This is a genomic window from Dyella acidisoli, assembly GCF_030160295.1.
GTDB lineage: Bacteria > Pseudomonadota > Gammaproteobacteria > Xanthomonadales > Rhodanobacteraceae > Dyella_B > Dyella_B acidisoli.
The window spans coordinates 188,559-208,891 of the sequence record NZ_BSOB01000025.1; the positions used below are offsets into that span (position 1 = coordinate 188,559).

The 20,333-nt window shown below is 59.1% G+C and carries 20 protein-coding genes; 10 read left to right on the forward strand and 10 right to left on the reverse strand.

Annotated elements, in window-relative coordinates; translation table 11 throughout:
- Positions 1 to 18: 18 nt before the first annotated feature.
- Positions 19 to 720, reverse strand: a complete 702-nt coding sequence (locus QQJ86_RS14175; RefSeq protein ID WP_284321607.1) for a TetR/AcrR family transcriptional regulator — start codon at positions 718 to 720, stop codon at positions 19 to 21.
- 77 nt (positions 721 to 797) lie between these two features.
- Between QQJ86_RS14175 and QQJ86_RS14180 the strand changes: the two genes are divergently transcribed.
- Positions 798 to 2,348, forward strand: a complete 1,551-nt coding sequence (locus tag QQJ86_RS14180; protein ID WP_284321608.1) for an MDR family MFS transporter — start codon at positions 798 to 800, stop codon at positions 2,346 to 2,348.
- A gap of 33 nt (positions 2,349 to 2,381) precedes the next feature.
- Here the strand turns inward: QQJ86_RS14180 and QQJ86_RS14185 are convergent, their stop codons facing one another.
- The 3 genes from QQJ86_RS14185 to QQJ86_RS14195 form a co-directional block, all read right to left on the reverse strand.
- Entirely contained in the window at positions 2,382 to 3,101 is a 720-nt protein-coding gene (locus QQJ86_RS14185) for a pseudouridine synthase (RefSeq protein WP_284321609.1), read from the reverse strand.
- 72 nt (positions 3,102 to 3,173) lie between these two features.
- Positions 3,174 to 3,953 carry an ABC transporter permease gene (locus QQJ86_RS14190; RefSeq protein ID WP_284321610.1) on the reverse strand — a complete coding sequence of 260 codons (780 nt, stop codon included), beginning with the start codon at positions 3,951 to 3,953 and terminating at the stop codon, positions 3,174 to 3,176.
- Positions 3,950 to 4,900, reverse strand: a complete 951-nt coding sequence (locus tag QQJ86_RS14195) for an ABC transporter ATP-binding protein (protein ID WP_284321611.1) — start codon at positions 4,898 to 4,900, stop codon at positions 3,950 to 3,952. Before QQJ86_RS14195 ends, QQJ86_RS14190 begins: the two co-directional genes overlap by 4 nt.
- Before the next feature lie 99 nt (positions 4,901 to 4,999).
- Here QQJ86_RS14195 and QQJ86_RS14200 point away from each other — a divergent pair, with 99 nt between their 5' ends.
- Positions 5,000 to 5,746 carry an FAD-binding oxidoreductase gene (locus QQJ86_RS14200; protein WP_284321612.1) on the forward strand — a complete coding sequence of 249 codons (747 nt, stop codon included), beginning with the start codon at positions 5,000 to 5,002 and terminating at the stop codon, positions 5,744 to 5,746.
- 435 nt (positions 5,747 to 6,181) lie between these two features.
- Positions 6,182 to 6,580: a hypothetical protein gene (locus tag QQJ86_RS14205; RefSeq protein ID WP_284321613.1), complete on the forward strand. Its 399-nt coding sequence runs from the start codon at positions 6,182 to 6,184 to the stop codon at positions 6,578 to 6,580.
- Between the two features lie 79 nt (positions 6,581 to 6,659).
- Here QQJ86_RS14205 and QQJ86_RS14210 read toward each other — a convergent pair whose 3' ends face one another.
- The 4 genes from QQJ86_RS14210 to QQJ86_RS14225 all read right to left on the reverse strand — a co-directional run bounded on the left by QQJ86_RS14210 (position 6,660) and on the right by QQJ86_RS14225 (position 11,924).
- A complete protein-coding gene (locus tag QQJ86_RS14210) occupies positions 6,660 to 7,769 on the reverse strand; it encodes a fimbrial protein (protein ID WP_284321614.1) in 1,110 nt (369 codons plus the stop codon).
- An 11-nt stretch (positions 7,770 to 7,780) separates the two neighbouring features.
- A complete protein-coding gene (locus QQJ86_RS14215) occupies positions 7,781 to 10,531 on the reverse strand; it encodes a fimbria/pilus outer membrane usher protein (protein ID WP_284321615.1) in 2,751 nt (916 codons plus the stop codon).
- 23 nt (positions 10,532 to 10,554) lie between these two features.
- Positions 10,555 to 11,298: a fimbrial biogenesis chaperone gene (locus QQJ86_RS14220; protein WP_284321616.1), complete on the reverse strand. Its 744-nt coding sequence runs from the start codon at positions 11,296 to 11,298 to the stop codon at positions 10,555 to 10,557.
- A 95-nt stretch (positions 11,299 to 11,393) separates the two neighbouring features.
- A complete protein-coding gene (locus QQJ86_RS14225) occupies positions 11,394 to 11,924 on the reverse strand; it encodes a fimbrial protein (protein ID WP_284321617.1) in 531 nt (176 codons plus the stop codon).
- A gap of 511 nt (positions 11,925 to 12,435) precedes the next feature.
- On the opposite strand from QQJ86_RS14225, the gene QQJ86_RS14230 reads away from it, so the two are divergent.
- From QQJ86_RS14230 to QQJ86_RS14250, 5 genes are read left to right on the forward strand one after another with little or no spacing between them, the layout of a single operon-like run.
- The gene (locus QQJ86_RS14230; protein WP_284321618.1) at positions 12,436 to 13,038 is read left to right on the forward strand and encodes a hypothetical protein; all 603 of its coding nucleotides are present in this window, start codon (positions 12,436 to 12,438) and stop codon (positions 13,036 to 13,038) included.
- A 5-nt stretch (positions 13,039 to 13,043) separates the two neighbouring features.
- Positions 13,044 to 13,241, forward strand: coding sequence for a helix-turn-helix transcriptional regulator (locus QQJ86_RS14235; protein WP_284321619.1), 198 nt, complete (start codon positions 13,044 to 13,046; stop codon positions 13,239 to 13,241).
- A 7-nt stretch (positions 13,242 to 13,248) separates the two neighbouring features.
- A complete protein-coding gene (locus QQJ86_RS14240) occupies positions 13,249 to 14,829 on the forward strand; it encodes an alpha/beta fold hydrolase (protein ID WP_284321620.1) in 1,581 nt (526 codons plus the stop codon).
- Complete coding sequence (locus QQJ86_RS14245; RefSeq protein ID WP_284321621.1) at positions 14,826 to 15,560, forward strand: ABC transporter ATP-binding protein; 735 nt, start codon at positions 14,826 to 14,828, stop codon at positions 15,558 to 15,560. Before QQJ86_RS14240 ends, QQJ86_RS14245 begins: the two co-directional genes overlap by 4 nt.
- Positions 15,557 to 16,732, forward strand: a complete 1,176-nt coding sequence (locus QQJ86_RS14250) for an ABC transporter permease (RefSeq protein WP_284321622.1) — start codon at positions 15,557 to 15,559, stop codon at positions 16,730 to 16,732. The genes QQJ86_RS14245 and QQJ86_RS14250 overlap by 4 nt, the downstream gene beginning before the upstream one ends.
- A gap of 71 nt (positions 16,733 to 16,803) precedes the next feature.
- On the opposite strand, the gene QQJ86_RS14255 is transcribed toward QQJ86_RS14250, so the two are convergent.
- Positions 16,804 to 17,664: an alpha/beta fold hydrolase gene (locus QQJ86_RS14255; protein ID WP_284321623.1), complete on the reverse strand. Its 861-nt coding sequence runs from the start codon at positions 17,662 to 17,664 to the stop codon at positions 16,804 to 16,806.
- Positions 17,664 to 18,719: a ferrochelatase gene (gene hemH / locus QQJ86_RS14260; protein ID WP_284321713.1), complete on the reverse strand. Its 1,056-nt coding sequence runs from the start codon at positions 18,717 to 18,719 to the stop codon at positions 17,664 to 17,666. The genes QQJ86_RS14255 and hemH overlap by 1 nt, the downstream gene beginning before the upstream one ends.
- Positions 18,720 to 18,990: 271 nt before the next feature.
- Here hemH and QQJ86_RS14265 point away from each other — a divergent pair, with 271 nt between their 5' ends.
- Complete coding sequence (locus QQJ86_RS14265) at positions 18,991 to 19,677, forward strand: lipid-binding SYLF domain-containing protein (protein WP_284321624.1); 687 nt, start codon at positions 18,991 to 18,993, stop codon at positions 19,675 to 19,677.
- A gap of 89 nt (positions 19,678 to 19,766) precedes the next feature.
- Positions 19,767 to 20,018, forward strand: coding sequence for a Sec-independent protein translocase subunit TatA (gene tatA, locus QQJ86_RS14270; protein ID WP_284321625.1), 252 nt, complete (start codon positions 19,767 to 19,769; stop codon positions 20,016 to 20,018).
- Positions 20,019 to 20,333: the final 315 nt, after the last annotated feature.

A 20,333-nucleotide genomic window follows, 5' to 3' on the forward strand; every position in this document is an offset into this window, starting at 1 on the left:
TGGGGTTTGCACCCCAACCTACGCCACGCTCACCCCGCGCGCCAGCAATGCGATCGCATGCCGAGCGATGTCTTCCGGGTTGAACTTGTGCTTCATCGGATCGTTGTTCCACGTTTTCGAAGCGATCAACGGCACCACGACAAGGCCGAAGATCGATATGAATAGCAGGGTGGGTTCGATATGCGGATTGACCTTGCCCTGTGCCTGCCATTGCCGAATGCGATCGACGGCGCCCTCGTAATGCACCTTGCCGTGGCGTTCGATGACGCGCTGGCGGAGCATGCCGTTGTCGCTGATGATCTCGCGCATCCATAGCGCGGGAAACCATGGATGCTCCGCGCAGGTTTGCATGAGGTGTTCCGCAACATGCGTGATCACGGTGACCGGGTCACGGGCATTCGAGTTGAACATTTCGCCGAGTGCGGCGCGGCGCGGCTGAATGCGCTCGTCGATCAGTGCATCCAGCAATTGATCGCGTGAGTTGAAGTAGTAGTGCATCAACGCTGGCGTAACGCCTGCTTCGCGCGCGATGGCGGAAAGCGGAGTCTCGGCGATGCCTTGCTCGGCGAACAGCTTCATCGCTGTATCGAGCAGGCGACTGCGCTGCTCCTGTTTGTTCGCCGATCCGGACGGACGGCCCGGACGACGCGGTTCGGCTTTCTGCTTGCCAGCGGTTTTCGGCTTACGTGCGGAAGGTTTGTCAGTGGTCCGCGCGACCATCGGTTCGCCTCCTTGACTGAACTGCGGAGTACACTTTATATTAATTAAATCATCAATTAATTTCAATTGGGCTGCCTATGAGCGCCGATTCCTCCCTTCGTATGGAACGTCCCGATACGGACGTTGAACTACACCGCGCACCAACGCCAGCGCCGCAGCCGGAACATCCGCCGATCCGGCTGCTGTTCTCCGCCTTGTTGCTGGTGATGCTGCTGGCTGCACTGGACCAGACCATCGTCTCTACTGCGTTGCCCACCATCGTAGGCGAACTGGGCGGCCTGGAAAGCCTGTCCTGGGTGGTGACGGCCTATCTGCTCACCTCCACCATCGTAGTGCCGCTGTACGGAAAATTCGGCGATCTGTTCGGCCGAAAGATCGTATTGCAGGCGGCGATCGTGCTGTTCCTGATCGGTTCGGCGCTGTGTGGCCTGGCGCAGAACATGACTCAGCTGATTCTGATGCGTGCCTTGCAAGGCCTCGGTGGCGGTGGCTTGCTGGTCGTGACAATGGCAGTGATCGGCGACGTGATTCCTCCGGCCGACCGAGGCCGCTTCCAGGGCATGTTCGGCGCTATCTACGGACTGGCGACCGTGGTGGGGCCACTACTGGGTGGCTTCCTGGTCGAGCATCTGTCGTGGCGTTGGATCTTCTACATCAACCTGCCGCTCGGCGTTCTCGCGCTGCTGGTGATCGGTGCCGTATTCAGGCCGCACACTGCGCACATCAAGCACGAGATCGACTACATGGGCGCGGCGTTTCTCGCAGCTGCACTGACCTGCATCGTGCTGTTCACCTCGCAAGGCGGAGTGATTCTGCCGTGGTCGTCGGGGCAGTTGTGGTTCACGCTGGCGTTCGGCTTGGTGGCACTGATCGGCTTTTTCTATGAGGAGCGACATGCTTCCGAACCGATCATCCCGCTGGATTTGTTCAAGGACAGAACCTTCCTGCTGAGTTGCCTGATCGGCTTCATCGTCGGCATGTCGATGTTTGGCGCGATGACCTTCCTTCCGCTCTACTTGCAGGTGGTCAAGGATTCCACACCATCGCAAGCGGGCATGCAGTTGCTGCCGATGATGTGCGGCATCACGGTGAGCTCCATTGCGAGCGGTCGCATCATCAGCCGTATCGGCAGATATCGCGTCTTCCCCATCGCCGGCACGCTGCTCGCATCCGTTGCGATGGCGCTACTGGGCACGCTCAACAACGATACACCCATCGGCTATCTCTACCTTTACATCTGCCTGCTTGGTTTGGGACTAGGTATGGTGATGCAGGTGCTGATCTTGGCGGTGCAGAACAGTGTGCACTTCAAACACATTGGCGTGGCGACATCCGGTGCCACGTTGTTTCGCTCTATCGGTGGTTCCATCGGTGTTGCGGTATTTGGCGCTCTGTTCGCCAATGGTTTGCATGCGCGCCTGGAGAATGCGCTGCCGCATGACACGGTATTACCGCATTCGATGGGCGTGGATGGTGTGCATCATCTTCCTGATGCGGTGCGCCACATCTACCTGAAGGCGTTTGGCGATGCATTGCATCAGATGTATGCGATTGCCGCCGGCATCATGGTGCTGGCGTTTGGGCTGACCTGGTTGATGCGGGATGTGCAGCTGCGCAAGCGGCATTGATAAATGCAAAGACGCAGCGTGTACGCACGAAACTTACCATTGGGTGCGATGGGGCAGCAGCCCTTTTAATTCCGCATCGGTGAGATTACGCCATTGCCCCGGCTTCAAGTGGCCGAGCTTGACGTTGATGATGCGTACCCGGCGAAGCTGGGTTACGCGGTAGCCGAACTCAGCAGCCATCAAGCGAATCTGTCGGTTCAGGCCTTGGGTGAGTACGATGGCGAAGCCGAACTTGGCGATCTTGCGCGTGCGGCACGGCTTGGTCATCTGGCCGTGAATACGAACACCTTTGGCCATGGCTGCGAGGAATTCATCAGTAACCGGTTTGTTCACCGCGACGAGATATTCCTTTTCGTGATGGTTTTCCGCGCGCAGGATCTCATTGACGATGTCGCCGTTGCTGGTCAGCAGAATCAGCCCTTCTGAATCCTTGTCCAGCCGTCCAATCGGGAAGATGCGCTCCTGATGGTCGACGAAATCGACGATGTTGCCGCTTACGCTTTGATCGGTGGTGCAGGTGATTCCGACTGGCTTGTTCAGCGCAATGTAGATCGCACGTTTGGCGGCTGGCGTGCTGGCAAGGATGCGGGCGCGGACGATCTCGCCATCGACGCGCACCTCGTCACCTTCCAAAGCCTTGGCGCCCGTGGTGACAACTTCACCATTGATGGTGACGCGGCCTGCCAACAGCAGTTCGTCCGCTTCGCGGCGAGAGCAGAGGCCGGCTTCGCTTATGTATTTGTTGACGCGCATGATTCGAATGGTGTCGCCGCATTGCGGGTTGGAGTTTCCCCGGATCAGGCCCGCGGAAACTCCAGCTTATTGTTACGAACGCAGCCCCACGCCGCGCTTGAGCAAATTCAGCGCAATCCAAGACAGCCCGATCACGAACAGCAGCATCACCCCGAACGCCACGCCGATGTGCACGTCGCTGATGCCGAGCACCCCAAAGCGGAACGCATTGACCATGTATAGAATCGGGTTGATGCGCGAAATCGCCTGCCAAGGTTCGCTGAGCATGTTCACCGAGTAAAACACGCCACCCAGATACGTGAGTGGAGTGAGCACAAAGGTGGGGACCAGGGCGATGTCGTCGAACTTCTTGGCGTAGATCGCGTTGACGAAACCGGCCAGCGAAAAGATCGTGGCCCCGAACAGCACCGAAAGCAATGTGACGAAAATATGCGCCACCTGCAGATGGGTGAAGAACAGCGCGATCAACAGCACTAGAAGGCCCACCACAAGGCCGCGTGCAACGGCACCGGTCACGTAGCCGAGCAAGATCACCCAGTTCGGCATCGGCGATACCAGCATCTCTTCCACCGAGCGCTGGAATTTGGCGCCAAAGAATGAGCTGGAGATATTGCCGTAGCTATTAGTGATGATGCTCATCATCACCAGGCCAGGCACGATGTATTGCATGTAGCTGAATTCGCCCTGGATGTTGCCGATGCGGCTGCCAATCAGCTTGCCGAAGATCACAAAGTACAGGGTCATGGTGATCGCAGGCGGAATCAGCGTCTGCGTCCAGATGCGCATGATGCGCACGATCTCGCGTCGCACGATGGTATGCAGTGCGACCATGTTGCCGGACATGATGCTCATGCCACCTTCTCCTTCGGTTGTTCTTGGCGACCGTTTTCTACCAGACGCACGAACAGCTCTTCCAGGCGATTGGTCTTGTTGCGCATTGAGAGCACGGTGATGCCGTGCGTGGTGAGCGCATCGAACAGCGCGTTCATCGCCTGTGTACGCGGCATCTCCGCTTCCAAGGTGTGATCGTCGACCCGACGGAACGTAATGCCAGGGAGATTCGGCAACTGTGCCGGCATGTTATTCACGTCGAACACGAAGGTTTCCACGTCCAGCTTCGACAACAGCAACTTCATCGATGTGTTTTCCACAATGGTGCCGTGATCGATGATGGCGATGTTGCGGCAGAGCTGTTCGGCTTCTTCCAGGTAATGCGTGGTGAGAATCACCGTGGTGCCCGCCGCATTGATGCCGCTGACGAACTGCCACATGGAGCGACGGATTTCGATATCCACGCCTGCGGTAGGTTCGTCCAGAATCAGCAGGCGTGGTTCGTTCATCATGGCGCGCGCAATCATCAAGCGGCGCTTCATGCCGCCCGACAGCGTGCGCGCCTGCTCCTGCGCTTTATCCCACAGGCGCAGTTCCTTCAGATACTTCTCGGCGCGCTCGGCGGCGAGTTTGCGCGGAATGCCGTAGAAGCCGGCCTCGTTCACGCAGATGTCGAACGGCTTTTCGAACTGATTGAAATTGATCTCCTGCGGAACCAGGCCGATCAGCTTCATCGCTTCGTTGCGTTGCTTGTTCACCGACACGCCGAAGATGCGCGCATCGCCCTCGGTGGAATTCACCAGCGAGGAAAGAATGCCGATCAGCGTGGACTTGCCGGCGCCGTTAGGGCCTAGCAAGGCGAAGAAATCGCCAGGTTGTACCGTGAGATTGATGCCTTTGAGGGCCTGGACGCCGTTACCGTAGGTCTTGCGCAGGTTTTCGACAACGAGTGCTGGGGTGGGGGACATGGGCTGCACCGTGGGGTCTAAGCCCCGTATTATAGCGGGCCTTGTCCGGACGACCTGTTCGGCCGGACGTACTGACTGTTTCTCTGGTGGATATCCTGCATGGCCGAACACTTCACTCTGCGCCTCGTCGAAAGCCACATGCTTGCGCCCGCCGTGCGCCACCTGGGCTTCGAACGCGCCGACGGACAGCCGCTTGCCCTCATTCCCGGCCAATTCCTGCAGATCCACTTCCACTATGACGACGGCACGGCCACCAAGCGCAGCTATTCCGTCGCCACCGTGGGCGACGGCCATTCGCCCGTGCAGCGCATCGAGATCGCGGTCAGCTACGTGGACGGCGGTGCAGCTACCAAGCTACTCAGCGGGTTGAATATCGGCGACACCATCGAAGCGAGCGGTCCCTATGGGCGCTTCTGCCTGCAAGACGCCGATACGCACCCGCGTTACCTGTTGCTGGCTACTGGCACGGGCGTAACGCCCTATCGGGCCATGTTGCCCGCGTTCGAAAAACTGCTGGCGAAAGGCGATCGCGAAGTCGTGTTGCTGTATGGCGCGCGCAACGAAACCGAGCTGCTCTACGGCGAAGAATTCGAAGCGTTCGCGCAGACACATCCGGGCTTCTCGTTCTACGGCTGCCTCAGCCGTCAGCCACGTACGGTGCCGCGTCCCAACGATCGGCCGGGACACGTGCAAAGCGTGCTCGCCGAGCTGCAGCCCTCCGCCACTCGCGACATCGCCTACCTGTGCGGCAATCCCAACATGGTCGATGCCGGATTCAATGCGCTGAAGGAATTCGGTTTGCCGATTCCGCAGATCCGTCGTGAGAAGTACATCTCGTCGCGCTGATCGCACGCAAAAAATTTTCACGCAATAGCTAAAGCGCGTCGGATTCTTGCCGATAAAGCTACTGCGAGGATGAAGCGCACCGCGCAAACGTCATAGTCATGACGTTTCCGAGCCCTAAGGCGTTACTTGCACAACCGTCCAATGCCCTCTGGACGGTGAAGCAGCGCGCACAGCGGCCAGTTTCCTCGCGACGAAAAGCCAACGCCCGCAAATAGCCACTCAACCATCTGTTTTACAAAGAATTCACGCCATCTACACATTTGCCGTCATGAAGCACTCGCGTGGGCTTTTTGGCGGCCAGATCGCATAACTTATGTGATGGCGTTGGCATTTTCATAACGTGACTAGGCGGACGCTCTCAAGCGCAGATACATCGCAGCCGATGGTGCTTTCAGGTACGCGCGACTTGCGCAGATACCGGTGGAGGGCAGCGTTATGCGTGGTGCGCGTTGGCTTGTTCTGGTGGGTTGTTCCGTGGCGATGGTGTTCGCAGCACCTGTCGTGAGGGCAGGTGGCGGTGGAACTATCGAGGGCGGAACGATCACGTTCGTTGGCGCCGTCGTGGAACCAACCTGCAGTGTTGCGGATACGGCTGGCGACCTGAATCTGGTGGTCAGCGCTGCTCAGATTGGTCCATCGCTTCAACGAAGCTGCTCTAACGCCGCGACTACAGCTGCAACAACAAGTGCGAACGTGTCTCGCCCTTACGAGGTAGATGTCGTGCATCTGTCCGGTTCGGAATCCGACCGCGTGCTCAACTACTTCGCCAATTATGTCCGCGCTGCCCAGCCTGGCTCGGCGAATCCCATGTTGGTAACACAAACCTACGAGTAGCACTCCAGATTTATCGGCAGGTGGCACGCAAAAGTTGAGCCCTAATTTGCGTGCGTATCCAGCCTGCTGTGTCGAACGTTCACTGATAAGACATCGTAAACGTGGCAGTGCCGCAGACTTGACCTGCGCCAATGGGCGAGCTGGTTGCGTAGTACTGCGCGTAGTAAGTGAGATTGAGCGTGCCGTTGGGCGAGTTACCGACCGACTGTGCGGTATTGAATTGCACGGGCTGCTGATTGCTTTGCAGCAATTGAATGCCGACATTCGAGGCGGGTGTGCCTGCAGAGCAAGTTGCAGATGGCGCGATCACGCCAGTCGCCGATGCAGGATTGGTTGTGCTCATGGTCATGTAGAGCGCCCAACCTGACGGGCAGGTGTATTGGATGGGAAAAGATTTCTTGCCTGCCACGGAGCCAGTGGTCGGCAATGCGTTGAGGTCAATAGTTGGCAATGTGACGCTGAGATTGACAGAGCCTGCTGCGACATTGCAGGTACTCATGGACACGGTCACCGGCTTCAACGTGAGCGTGCCGAATGAAGATGAAGCGCCACTGTAGAAAATCGTACCTTGCCATCCTGCGGGTGGGGTGGCAACCGTGTCGGTTTCGAAAATCTGCAGCAGATTAAGGCTTGTTATCGTGCCAGGCGAAACCGGTCCGGTTTTGTAGAGCTGCGCTGTGAACGTTGCGGAAACTGGATTTGGAGTGCAGGTTTCAATGCCATTGTTGAAATTGCAGTTGATCGTTCCTATGGACCAACCGGGAGTTCCATTGGGGCCATTATTTCCGCTGCTCGCTTGAACAGTCTGTGCAGTCAGAAGGACGTCAATTCCAGGGACATTGGTCTGGAAAAGGATGCCTTTCCCACCGAGAGGGGAATTGGTTGAATCGAGAGCTGCCAGCTGACCGGTTTGTGCATTGAAGCTATCGTAATAATTAGGCGTGTTGGCATAAGCCTGTTGGCAATCAACGCTAATGGTTGCCTGCGCTGCCGAACCAATGGGGCCATTGCTTTGCCCAGGCGTAATGGCAACGGTCGGTATGGTGATCGTTTGGCTCGTGGGTGACGCGGTGCATGTGGGGGACTGGGTCGCTTCCGCGGGGCGCATAGCCATCAACAGCAGACCAACGACGAGCAGTAACGCCGACATGCCCCTGGTTGCATATGAGGTCAGTAGATCGTGTCTCATGCGTCGCTCCTTCAATGGTACGCGGCGGCGACAGTCATCGCGCAGACGGTAGTGAACTGCTCGTATTGCTTTGAGGTTTGCTTCTGCTTGTCTTTTGAGTCAAGCCGATAATCGAATGAGCACGATTGTTGCGTTCCCTTGTCGTCCTGCCAGCGTGCGGTCAGTCGCCCGGCTTGATCGACGCCGCGCAATAGAATCTGTCCAGCCTGACCCACCACGCCCAACGAGAGGCCTTTCTCGTTGAACACTTCCGCGCCGAACGGCAATGCCTGGCCGTCCTTCAGGCTGGCTTGGACGATGAGCGTGCGACCGTTCTCAGTCTTGAATTTCAGCATGACCACCGCGCCGGCATAGGGTACGACTTGCGCGCTCGTGGCATCGAGTTGCACGTCCAGAGGCAATCCCTTGGGATCAATCTGGATGGTATTGAGCTGGTAAGGCGTCAGGTATGGCACCACCGCATAGCCGAAGTGATCGACCCGTGCACCAGGAGCATTGGCTATGCGCGCACCGGCGGCGTTCGGCAAATACACAATGCCGACCGTGTCGCCGAGCGGTTGGCCGAATGTGACGCCACCCGGATGTGCGATCACGGAGCCGCTCACGTTCAACGATGCCTGCGAATAGCCGCTGCCGTCGCCGTAACTGGCATTGAACACTGCATACGGGCTGCGATAACCCACGCTCGCCGAGCCGGCGTTGCCGCCAGTATTGCTGCTGTGCGTCGCTGTGGCGCTGTAATTGAACTGGTTATCGCTGCCCAGCGTGCCAGTGAGCATCCCCTGAGTCTGTGAGCCGGTCTGCTGATCGTGATTGAAGTTCAGCGTAAAGCTAGGCGAGTGCGTGTTGTGGCCCAGCGGCAACGTGAAGCTCACGAAGTACGCGTTGTCGTAGTGGCCCAGCGGATCCACCGAACGTGTCGCGGAGATGCTATAGCTAAGCTGGCGAAAGTGGTTGTTGTAGCCGACCTGGAACTGCGTGTTGTTGCCGCGCCGATTCCAATAGTCGCTGACAGCAACGTTGGCGTAGATCGAACCACCGGTGTGTCCCAGCGGCTGATTGAGTGACAGCGTGAAATTGCTGCGCTGCCGTTCCACGCCAGTAGAGGAGATAATCGGATTGGTGGTGAACGCGCTTCCTGTGAGAGCCGCTTGCTGGGCTGGCGTCAAGACACTCTGTACCGGAACGCCATCGATCGTCTGCACGACCGGCTGTGTTGTGACATTGAAGGCGTTGATGCCCTGGCGCGCGTAACTGCGAGCTTCTTCCGCTTGAGTCAGGCTGAGAAAGCCGCCAGTGGAATAGCGATAAGTGGCGACCGACAGAGTCGTCTGTGTCGATGGGATGATCTTGCTGTAAGTCAGGCGCACACTTTGGCCTGACTGCGTCGAATAACCCGGGATATGGGCGTTGGCCTGGGTGACGTCCATCGCGAATGCGCCATAGCGCGTATTGATCGCAGCACCCGCCAGCAGTGCACCGTAGCCTTGTGAGCCTGCCAAGCCGGCATATCCCGTCAGCAGATTATTGAAGCCACGCTGCACCGTAGCTTGGAGCACGGCCGGCTTGTCGTGGATCGTTGCATCGCGCAGCTCGCCGACAGCGATGTCGAAACGGGTGATGCCGGGGCGCAACAACTGCGCCACTGAGGCGTACGGGACAGAGAAGGTGCTCACATGGCCGTCAGCTTCCGTCACCGTTACCTGCAAGTTGCCGCCATAACCGGTTGGATAGAGATCGCTGAGCGAGAACGGACCGGGTGACACGGTGGTTTCGTAGATCACCATACCGTTCTGACGTACGGTGATCTTGGCATTGGTCTGCGCGACTCCGCGCACCATGGGCGCATACCCTTGCAACGACTGCGGCAGCATGCGGTCGTCGGTACCCAGCTGTACGCCGCGGATGCCGTAGCTATCGAAGACTGCGCCATCCGTAAAGCTATCGCCGACCGTCAGTTGCGCGCGCAGTGAAGACAGGTTGCGCTGAACGTAGGTATTGATGTTTTGCCACTGACGGCGGGATGGTGTACTGGCAGTTGCCGATTGCCAGTTGGCAGTGGCGTCTTCGCGAAAATGCCAGGGGCCGAGATTGAGACCGCTATTCAACCCCAGATACGAGGTGGTCTGTGTTTGGCCCTGGCTGCTGTTGCGGTAGGTGTTGAAGTTGTAGTTCAACAGCGCGGCCGGTACGCCGGCGTCCCAGTATTCCGGGTTGACGTAGCCGCGCGCCGCCTGCCCCAGGTAAGCCTGAGGCACAGTAATGTCGATACGCAGCTGCGTCATGTCAAACGTCGCGGTCGCGCCTGTGATCAGACTGCCCATGCTCACACAGGCCTTCGAATCGCTCAGGTTTGCAAGGGTCTCAGCGGGCAGTTTTGCCGGGTGCAGACCCAATTGGTCCAGGAACTTCCGATCGATGCACGGTGTAGCGCTGACGTTCGCGGAAGGGGCTGCGAAGCGTACGTCGCTGCGGCCAACCCAGACATTATTGAGGTACACGTCTGTGTTGTAGCTGCCCGGAAGCACAGGGTTGCCGTGCTCGAAGCGAGCCAGGTCCGTGGTGTTCTGTCCGGCGCCGGCCAGCAGGCTGCGATCGAAGTCGGCGTAGCCACTGCTGGCACTGGCGTCCGCGCCACTGGCAGCGGCGGATGCATCGGGTGATGCAGCGGCGGGAGCGGCGTAGGCGCTCGTCCAACTGCTTAGTGCAGCGGCAATTCCCGCGCAAAGCAAAATCTGGCGGCACACCCCATGTGTGGACACATGAAATGTGTGCCGACGACGGATCACGGCGAGACGCTGCCCTTGAAGGAAGCGGTTGCGCCGTAATCGTTGACGATGTCATAGGCGACGGACGAACCCGACGCCGGTGACGTCGTCAGTCCCTTGATCTTGAGGCGCAGCGAGCCAAGCGGATCGACCATGCCGATGTCGGCGCTGTAAGGTTTGCCATCGACATCCACCGACAATTTGACGATGGTGACGTGGTAGGGCGTGGGATTGTGCACTTCCAGGGCGTAGCCCTGGTCATCGGCGACAGCCTTCCAGGTCACTTTCCCGGGTGCCGTCTGCGCATCGCCAGGGAGATGTGCAGGACGGTAGAAAAGCTTGAGCCGCGAGCGGATCGCGAACTGCAATAGGTTCTTGCCAGCTGACTCTTGTGCGCTGGGCTTGGGCGGTATTTCCAGCACGTTGAGCCAGAACAACGACTCACGGTCACTCGGCAATTGAGCGGGTGTGGAAATGATGCGCAGGTCCTGATCCTTGTGCGCCTCCATGCGGAACAGCGGAGGCGTGATCAGAAACGGCACGGTGACCTTGTCCGGTGTGGACTTGGGGTCGCCGTTGTCGATCCACGCTTCGACCAGCGCTGGATGAGCGTTGTCATTGGTCAGCCGTACGGTGACTTCGCCATCCTGGGCCGGGAACACCACGCGCGTTCCGGTGATCAGCACGCTGGCATTCGCAGCACCTGCGAAAAGGCACATGGCTAGCAGACCCACGCGGGCAGCGCGGATAAGGGTATTCATGGACAGACTCTCGAGGATCAACGAATGGCGGGCGCGCAGGAACTACGCTGCGGCAGCAATTGCTCTCGCCGCAGCGTGTCCGTTCTGCGATTTTTTTATTGGTACTGCGTCGTGTACGTTACGGTCGTGCTCACCAAGCCCGAGGTAGCGGCGGCAGTGGCGTAGTACTGGGCCTGGAAGTTCAGCGTCACGGCGCCGCCAGAGAGCGTTCCTACCGGTGAGTTGGTACCGGTGCTGAGATTCATGACCGTGCCGGCGCCAGTGCCGGCGAGCAGCTGCACTTCGACATTGTTGCCGGAAGCGGTGTTCTTGAGATTGCCGGTTGTGGCATCGATGTTGGAGCCGCCGAATTGTTCCTGGACGCTGGTGAGGTTCGAATCGCAACCGGTCACCGCGATGGTGAACGGGGTCTTCCCGGCAACGGCGCCGGCTGCATTCAAGGCTGTCGTAAAGACTACGGGCAACTGAACGGTGCTGCTGGCGCTGCCGCTGCCATTGACGTTGAACGTGCAAGTGTTGGCGACAACCTTGCCGGTGATCGTGATGGTGCCATCCGACGCAAAGGCCGGAGCAACTGCCAAGCTGCAAACAGCCAACAGCGCGGCGGTGAGGAAAGTCTTCTTCATTGCAATTTTTCCTGGGTATTGTTTGAGTTGCGTGTGTAGGACTAGGTGCAGCGTTTCGGTAAAAAAAGCGCTTACGGTGGGCCGGGCGTTTTCCCGCCCCCTCACGGGCAGGCCCACGCCTCGTGTGGACTCAGCAACAATCAAGCCAAAGCGTGACCCCTATCACATTGTCCGGGAAAACCGGCTGATTTCCTACACATGCCTTACACATTTCGCGGCTTTTTCCTACGGGCTGTCAGGAAAAAATGTGAACTGCATCTCCTGATTGGCAGGGGCTTGGTCAAAAAGTGACACGGGGTGTCAACAGGACTACGCGACCCACGCGGAAATTACGGCGAACTTGTAAAGCACCCTTGACATAGCCCTGGTGTGTGCCTAGGCTATGTAAAGCGTGCTTTACATGCATTAGGGGAAGTGGATGATGCGCCGTTACAGCGAGATTCTTTTCGGTCGGGGTCCTGTCGCTCGTACTTGGCCGTTGCGCCGAGTGGCAGCTTGAGGGAGAGCGGCCATGCCTCGGTTTTCATTGAAGCAATACCAGCCGCGAGTGTTGATCGCGATGGCGATCTATACCGTTTTCATCATGTTCGTCTGGCCGCTGGTGAGCAAGACGACGAGCTTGCCGCTCAAGGTTCTGCTGGCGGTGGCGCCCACGGTGCCGGTGCTCTACGTCATCGCTCAAATGGCGCGGCTCATCCGCAACAGCGATGAACTGGAGCGTCACACACATTTGGTTGCGTTAAGTACGGCGACGGCGGTGGTCAGCGCGCTGACATTCGTGGCGGGTTTTCTGGTTACCGCAGGTGTGGTGAAACTGGATGGATCGAGCTTGCTCTGGGTGTATCCGGCGATGGTGTTCTGCTACGGCTTGGTGCGCTGGCGACTGATACGCAGTTACGGAGGAAGCATGTATTGCGACGAGGAGCTCAGCATCAAGCCGTACGTGTTCTTGATGCTGTTTGGCGTCGTCCTGCTTTTCGCTGGCGTGCCGCTTACGGGCCATGTAAACGAACGTGAACTGGGATTCGTGTATGGAACCGGCGGTGCCTTCATCGTATGCGGTCTCCTGTTTATGGCCGTGCATTGGTACAAGCGCAAATATCGCAGCGAATAATCGTCATGAATAACCTTGTGCGTGATTTGCGCACCGAGCGCGGCTGGTCGCAGGCCGAGCTCGCGCAGAAGCTGGATGTATCGCGACAAACCATCAATGCCATCGAGACCGGAAAATACGATCCGAGTCTACCGCTGGCGTTCAAGGTCGCACGCCTGTTCGGCATGCCGATCGAAATGATTTTTGTGCCCGAAGAGGAGTGAGGGAGACATGGCCTTGAAGGCGAGAACTGTTTTTCGCATCGTTGTTGCAGCAGCGGCAGTGGGCGTGCTGGCTTATCAGCATTGGCATCATGAGGAGCCTGCCGCCACGTCTTCGGCGGACTCAGCACCTATCACCACGCAGACCGAGACGAAGGAACCATCGCAGCCTGCGCGCACATGGCAGCGCGGAACGCTTACGTTCAAGCCGTGCGAGCTTGGCCGTCCGGGTAGTGGCGCACGGGCGCAGGCGTGGTGCACCACGTTCGACGTGCCAGAGAATCGCGATGATCCGCACAGCCGCCGCATTGGGCTGAACCTGGCCATTGCACGCAGCGATGCACAGGTGCCTGCACCCGATATGGCGACGCTGCTCGCGGGTGGGCCCGGTGAAGCCGCGACCGAGGGATGGGTGATTTTAGCTCCTGCATTTGCGGAGGTACGCAAGCATCACGATGTGCTGCTATTGGATCAGCGCGGCACGGGCCATTCGAATCCGCTGAGTTGCAAGAATGCGGAGGAGGCTTCGTCCGAAGACAATGCATTCACGTTGGACCTGGACAAGGTGCGCAAGAGCGTCACCGCATGCCTTGATGAAGTGCGTCAGAAGGCCGATCCGCGGTACTACACCACGACCATCGCGGCACAAGATCTTGAGGATGTGCGCAAGGCACTGGGATCGCCGCAGCTCGATCTGATCGGTGTGTCTTACGGTACGCGCATGGCACAGCAATACTTGAAGCGCTATCCGGACAGCGTGCGTAGCGTGGTGCTGGATTCGGTAGTGCCCAACCAGTTGGTGCTCGGTCAAGATTTCGCGCGCGATCTTGATGACGCGCTCAAGAAGAATTTCGCCAACTGCACGGCCGTCCCTGCATGCAAGCAACGGTTCGGTGATTCCATGCAGACGCTTTATCAGCTGCGTGATGCCCTGCGCGCGAATCCCCACAAGGTCAGCTTTCGCGATCCCGAAACGTACGAAACCGTGGAGCGTCCTTTGAGCGAATTCTCGCTTGCCAGCGTGGTGCGCATGTTTGCGTATCAGCCGGAGACCGCAGCACTGTTGCCGCTATCGATCAATGCCGCGGCACATGGCGACGTCGGTCCGTTGCTGGGGCAGGCGAAGATTCTCAACGGTGATCTAAGCGGTGACATGAACAACGGCATGTCCATGAGCGTGATCTGCAGCGAAGATGCCGATCTGTTGCAACCGCAACCGCAGGATCAGAACACCATGCTCGGCAACCATCTGGTCGATGCGCTGAAGGCGCAGTGCGGAGTATGGCCGCATGGCACGCGCCCCACTGATTTCCATGCGCCGCTGAAGAGCGACAAGCCCATCCTGCTGCTGTCCGGTGAGTTCGATCCGGTTACGCCACCCCGCTACGGCGAGCAGATTTTGCCGGGCCTCACCGATGGACGACAGCTGATCTTCAAGGGCCAGGGCCACTCTTTGCTCAGTCGTGGCTGCATGCCACAGCTGCTCGGCAAGTTCATCGACAAGCCCGATCCCAAACTGCTGGACGCCCGGTGCCTGGACAAATTGGGCAGCACGCCAGCATTCATCGATTTCAATGGAGCGTCGCCATGATCGAAGTGAAGGATCTGCACAAGCATTTCGGTGAAGTGAAGGCCGTAGACGGCGTTAGCTTCGTCGCGCGTGATGGTGAAATCACTGGTTTGCTTGGTCCGAATGGCGCTGGCAAGACCACCACCTTGCGCATGCTCTACACACTGATGCAGCCCAATCACGGGCAGGTGCTGGTTGATGGCATCGATGTCGCACGCGATGCCGAAGCCGTGCGCCGCCGACTCGGTGTGTTGCCCGATGCGCGTGGGTTGTACAAGCGCCTTACTGCGCGCGAAAACATCGATTACTTCGCGCGACTGCAAGGCATGGAAGAATCATTGATCCGCACACGGCGTGAACAGTTGATCAAGGCGCTGGACATGGAGGATATCGCCGACCGGCGTACCGAAGGTTTTTCACAAGGCCAGCGCGTGAAAACGGCCATCGCGCGTGCGCTGATACACGATCCTAAGAACGTGATTCTGGACGAACCTACGAATGGCCTCGACGTCATGGCTACTCGCAGCATGCGGCAGTTCATGCATCGCTTGAGGGATGAAGGGCGTTGCGTGCTCTTCTCCAGTCACATCATGCAGGAGGTGGCGGCGCTATGCGATCGCATCGTGGTGATTGCGCACGGCCGCGTCGTGGCCGATGACACGCCCGACGCGCTGCGCACGCAAACCGGCGAAGCCAATCTGGAGGATGCCTTCGTGAAGATCATCGGCAGTGAAGAGGGGTTGGCGGCATGAAAACCACGCTTACCGTCTTCTTCAAGGAAGTAAAGGAAAATTTGCGCGATCGGCGCACGGTTCTCAGTGCGCTGATCTTCGGTCCACTGCTGGGGCCGTTCCTGTTTATGATGGTCACGAACACCGCGCTTACGCGTGAGCTAAACAAGGCTGATCAGCCCATCAAGGTGCCCGTGATCGGCGCGCAATATGCGCCAAACCTGATTGCGGCACTCAGGCAGCAAGGTTTGGTGCCGTTGCAGGCCATCGACGATCCTGAAACAGCCGTACGCAACCGCGACGCCGATGCGGTGCTGCGCATCCCCCAGGGTTTTGGTACATCTTGGCGCAAGGGCGAGACGTCCCAGGTTGAATTGATCTACGACTCTTCGCAAAGAGACAGCGATAGCTCGGTTGGGCGGCTAAAGTCCATGCTGGAAAGTTACAGCCGACGCGAAGGGGTGATGCGACTGGTGGCGCGCGGTCTTTCGCCCACCATGATGGCGCCGTTATCGGTTGACGAGCGCGACCAGTCCACGCCGCAATCCCGTGCGATCGTGATATTTGGATTTCTGCCTTACTTCTTCGTGCTTGCCGTACTCGTAGGGGGCATGTCCCTGGCGAACGATCTGACTGCCGGTGAGCGTGAGCGGCAGTCGCTGGAGCCGTTGTTTGCCAATCCTGTCGCGCGCTGGAAGATTTTGCTCGGCAAGCTTGGTGCCATAGGTACGTTCTCGCTGATGAGCCTGTTCATCAGCGTGGCCGCATTTGCTGTATCCGGCAAGTTGATGCCGGCCGAGCGTTTGGGCATGGTCATTGACCTGGGATTTTCCTTCGCCTGGCGGGTAGTGTTGATGATGCTGCCATTGGTGATGCTGCTTGCTGCATTGCAAACCCTGGTGGCGGCCTTTGCGAAAAGCTATCGCGAGGCACAGACCTATCAAAGCATCCTGATGATGGTGCCGATCATTCCGACCATGCTGCTGTCCATCATGCCTGTAAAGGTTGCCGACTGGATGTATGACATACCTTTGCTTGGGCAGCAGGTGGGCATCATGCGCCTGCTGCGCGGTGAGTCTGTATCGGCGATGCAGATGTCGCACTGCGTGGTTGCAGGTGTGGTCGTGGCGATGCTGGTGATCTTGATTACGGCGTGGGTCTATCGCTCGGAGCGTTTGGCTATTTCAGCGTAAACGGTGTTGTAGGTTGGGTTGGCGCAGCGTAACCCAACAGATTCGAGGCGGCATTGTTGGGTTACGCTGCGCTAACCCAACGATTGCTCGAGCAGCCATGCGGCCACGTCGTCCGGACGCTCCAGATGCAGATGATGTCCGCCATCCATGTATGACGTGACGATACGTGGTACTTGCTGTGCACGTACTTCCATCATCGCGCTTGGCAGATACGGCGTAACCGGTCTGGATAGCAAGAGTGCAGTAGGTGCTTCGATGCCGGCGATAAGTGCTCGGATCTGCGCTTCTGCCAGGCGCACTGCGCTAGGTCGCGTCAGGCGCGAATCGCTGCGCCAGCGATAGACGCCATCGACTGCAGCAATGCCGCGCTCCACGATGGGACGCGCCAGATCTGTACGCAGACCGCTGGCCACGGTGCGTGCGCTGATCGCTTGCTCCACGCTCGTAAACACTCGCAGCGATTTGCCGCTCGTGGCTGGTGCGGTGTAGGCATCGCGAAAGCGCTGCAAGGTATGGGAGCCATCGTCGCCCAATGGGCCGAGCCCTTCGATCAGAAACAGGCGGTCGATGCGTTGCGGCGTGGCAGCTGCCGCCAGCGAGGCGATCCCCGCGCCCAGCGAATGGCCGAGCAAGGTGTAGCGCTCAAGTCCCAGTGCATCGGCTGCATTGATCACCGCGCTGACGTAATCGACGAAGTGATAGCTGATGCCTGCCGGCAAATGACTGGAATGCCCGTGGCCAGGCAATTCCAGCGCGATGAAGCGGAATCGCTCGGCCAGCTTCGGCGCGAGAAGAGCGAAGCTGCCAGCGTTGTCGAGCCAGCCATGCAAGGCCAGCAGTGGCGGCGCATCGGCTGCGCCCCAGATCTGCGCGGTAAGCGCAAGGTGATGGGAAAGAGTAATGCGTTGCTCTATCGGAGCGTGTGCCTTCATCAGGTCTTCCCGCCTGGCAAAAATTCGGGCCATCCCTGGGCGTGGCGCAACACCAGGGATGCCAGGCTGCCCACCTGTTCGTCGCTGTCATTGAGCGCTGGGATGTAACGCAACGCCTCGCCGCCGGCCGCGGTGAAGAACTCGCTGTTCTGCATGGCGATTTCCTCCAGCGTTTCCAAGCAATCCACGGCGAAGCCAGGGCAGGCAACATCCAATCGCTTGATGCCTTCTCGCGCGAGACGTTTCACGGTTTCGTCTGTGTAGGGATGCAGCCAAGGCTCGCGTCCTACGCGTGACTGAAAGCTCAGAACGAGCTGCGATTCATCCAGTCCGAGCCGCTTGCGCAAGCTTTGTGCGGTGGCATTGCACTGGTGGAAATAGGGGTCGCCGGCATCGACGTAACGCTGCGGAATGCCATGAAACGACAGCAGCAGCTTGTCACCGCGGCCGTGCTGGGCCCACCAGCGTTCGATAGATTGCGCAAGCGCTTCGATGTGGCCGTCGTCGTCATGGTAATCGTTGACGATGCGCAGTTCCGGCGGCCAGCGCAGCTGCTTGATTGTGTCAGCCACTGCATCGATCACCGAGCCGGTCGATGTGCCCGAATATTGCGGATACAGCGGCAGCACCAGCAGACGGCGTACCCCATCGCGCTGCATCTGCTCGATTTGCTTGCGTACCGATGGTTCGCCATAACGCATGGCCAATCTCACCCGGATCGGGCCCTGTGCGAGCTGACGCAACTTGACCTGTAAAGCGGCGGCGAGCTTTTCCGAACCCGCTCGTAGCGGCGAACCTTCCGGCGTCCAGATCCGTGCGTAAGCATGCGCGGAGCGTGCTGGTCGAATGCGCAGGATCACACCATGCAAAATCAGCCACCACAGCCAGCGCGGATATTCGATGACGCGTGGGTCGCCCAGAAATTCGGCCAGATACGGTCGCAGCGCGCGTGCCGTGGGGGCGTCCGGTGTGCCGAGGTTCACAAGTAATACGCCAGCCTGGGCAGGTTGGTCGTAGGATGGGCCGGCAAGGCCGGTATAGTGGCTGCGTGGCATCGAAGGCGATAGCGGCGGAATAGCCGATCCAGTCTGCCACAAGAGCCTGTTTACGATCCCTGCGCAGCCCGCGTTGCGCTTGAGCGGTCGCCATGCGGCGGCGCGCGGCTTGACCAGACAGGCAGTCTGGCGCTGCGCCACGCGCCACCACCTGACAACCGCTCAAGCACAACGCGAACCACACAGGAATCGTAAATAGGCTCTAGTGTTTCGTGCGAAGCCGGTATCATCGCCCCGATCACGATCCAGTTATCAGAATCCGGAGCTGCCCATGTTCAAAGTACTGCGTCGTCTATCGTTTGTTGCCCTTGCGCTGCTGCCTGCGGTTGCCGCGCATGCTGCGGACGATACGCCGGACCAGCGCGCACAAAGTGCCGTGCGCGTGCTCAACGAGATCGAGCAGGCACCAGACAAATCCATCCCGACCGATCTGCTGCGCAATGCCCGCGCCATCGCCGTCATTCCCGACGTGCTGAAGGTCGGCTTCGTATTCGGCGGCCGTCGCGGCGAAGGTCTGATCTCGGTGAAGAATCCGGACGGCACCTGGTCCAATCCCAGCTTCATCTCCTTTGGCGGTGGCAGCGTGGGTTTCCAGATCGGCGTGTCCAAGACCGATGTGGTGCTGGTGTTCCGCACGCAGCGCGGCGTGGATAACATCGTCAACGGCAAGTTCACGCTAGGCGCGGATGCCTCCGCGGCAGCGGGTCCGGTAGGCCGCACAGCATCGGCCGCCACGGACCAGCAGCTGAAGGCGGAGATCTACTCCTATTCGCGCGCCCGCGGCCTGTTTGCAGGCGTGGCGCTGGATGGTTCGGTGATCAAGATCGACTACGACGCCAACGCACAGGTCTATGGCCAGGGCATCACCCCGCGGCGCATCTTCGAAGGCGGGGTAGGTAACGTTCCGGCGGCGGTCGTGCATTTCCGTGACGCCCTGGAGGAGTACACTTCGAAGTAGGACTGCGCGACGCGCGCCCTTCACATTACGGAAGGCCGGCGCCTGCACTCCCGCAGGCGCAGATGGCAGGACTCCGCAACGAGGTTCTCATGGGTTTGGACAGCATTTGGCATTGGGCGATCCTGCTCGTCATCATTCTGCTGGTATTCGGTACCGGCAAGCTGACGCGGGTCGGCTCCGACCTCGGTAACGCCGTGCGCGGCTTCAAGAAGGCCATGCAGGGCGACGAGGACGAGGAAAAGCGCAAGGCGCAGGAGAAGGAGAAGCTGCAGGCCGATCCGCCGCTCGGCACCGGTAGCTCGACCGGTCAGCAGCAGCGCGATTCCAGCGAAACCAAGTAAGTAGGGATGCTCTGACCAATTCTGCGTGGGTGGCATGATGACCAGAAGGCTCGCAGGGTGCGTTGCGCGGCGCAGGGAAGACTGGCCGTCTTTTCAAGCTGCGCGACGCAGCATGCGGGCCTTCTGGTCATCACCCTCCGGGCCGTTCCTGTCTGTCCGCATCTCTTCGGTCCATCGTCTCGACAGACGGCCAGTCTGCCTTCCTCGCTCCTCAAAGCCAGGTACATCCATGTACCCTCCCCGCGTGCGCCGATGGCCCTGTGATCTGCGAACAGACAGGAACGGTGACGCCTACGTAGAATTGGTCAGAGCATC

What these genes read in the sequence shown, in the direction of transcription:
- QQJ86_RS14175 (WP_284321607.1), bottom strand. Translation starts at nt 720, where the DNA reads ATGGTCGCGCGGACCACTGACAAACCTTCCGCACGTAAGCCGAAAACC.
- QQJ86_RS14180 (WP_284321608.1), top strand. Translation starts at nt 798, where the DNA reads ATGAGCGCCGATTCCTCCCTTCGTATGGAACGTCCCGATACGGACGTT.
- QQJ86_RS14185 (WP_284321609.1), bottom strand. Translation starts at nt 3,101, where the DNA reads ATGCGCGTCAACAAATACATAAGCGAAGCCGGCCTCTGCTCTCGCCGC.
- QQJ86_RS14190 (WP_284321610.1), bottom strand. Translation starts at nt 3,953, where the DNA reads ATGAGCATCATGTCCGGCAACATGGTCGCACTGCATACCATCGTGCGA.
- QQJ86_RS14195 (WP_284321611.1), bottom strand. Translation starts at nt 4,900, where the DNA reads ATGTCCCCCACCCCAGCACTCGTTGTCGAAAACCTGCGCAAGACCTAC.
- QQJ86_RS14200 (WP_284321612.1), top strand. Translation starts at nt 5,000, where the DNA reads ATGGCCGAACACTTCACTCTGCGCCTCGTCGAAAGCCACATGCTTGCG.
- QQJ86_RS14205 (WP_284321613.1), top strand. Translation starts at nt 6,182, where the DNA reads ATGCGTGGTGCGCGTTGGCTTGTTCTGGTGGGTTGTTCCGTGGCGATG.
- QQJ86_RS14210 (WP_284321614.1), bottom strand. Translation starts at nt 7,769, where the DNA reads ATGAGACACGATCTACTGACCTCATATGCAACCAGGGGCATGTCGGCG.
- QQJ86_RS14220 (WP_284321616.1), bottom strand. Translation starts at nt 11,298, where the DNA reads ATGAATACCCTTATCCGCGCTGCCCGCGTGGGTCTGCTAGCCATGTGC.
- QQJ86_RS14225 (WP_284321617.1), bottom strand. Translation starts at nt 11,924, where the DNA reads ATGAAGAAGACTTTCCTCACCGCCGCGCTGTTGGCTGTTTGCAGCTTG.
- QQJ86_RS14230 (WP_284321618.1), top strand. Translation starts at nt 12,436, where the DNA reads ATGCCTCGGTTTTCATTGAAGCAATACCAGCCGCGAGTGTTGATCGCG.
- QQJ86_RS14235 (WP_284321619.1), top strand. Translation starts at nt 13,044, where the DNA reads ATGAATAACCTTGTGCGTGATTTGCGCACCGAGCGCGGCTGGTCGCAG.
- QQJ86_RS14240 (WP_284321620.1), top strand. Translation starts at nt 13,249, where the DNA reads ATGGCCTTGAAGGCGAGAACTGTTTTTCGCATCGTTGTTGCAGCAGCG.
- QQJ86_RS14245 (WP_284321621.1), top strand. Translation starts at nt 14,826, where the DNA reads ATGATCGAAGTGAAGGATCTGCACAAGCATTTCGGTGAAGTGAAGGCC.
- QQJ86_RS14250 (WP_284321622.1), top strand. Translation starts at nt 15,557, where the DNA reads ATGAAAACCACGCTTACCGTCTTCTTCAAGGAAGTAAAGGAAAATTTG.
- QQJ86_RS14255 (WP_284321623.1), bottom strand. Translation starts at nt 17,664, where the DNA reads ATGAAGGCACACGCTCCGATAGAGCAACGCATTACTCTTTCCCATCAC.
- hemH (WP_284321713.1), bottom strand. Translation starts at nt 18,719, where the DNA reads ATGCCACGCAGCCACTATACCGGCCTTGCCGGCCCATCCTACGACCAA.
- QQJ86_RS14265 (WP_284321624.1), top strand. Translation starts at nt 18,991, where the DNA reads ATGTTCAAAGTACTGCGTCGTCTATCGTTTGTTGCCCTTGCGCTGCTG.
- tatA (WP_284321625.1), top strand. Translation starts at nt 19,767, where the DNA reads ATGGGTTTGGACAGCATTTGGCATTGGGCGATCCTGCTCGTCATCATT.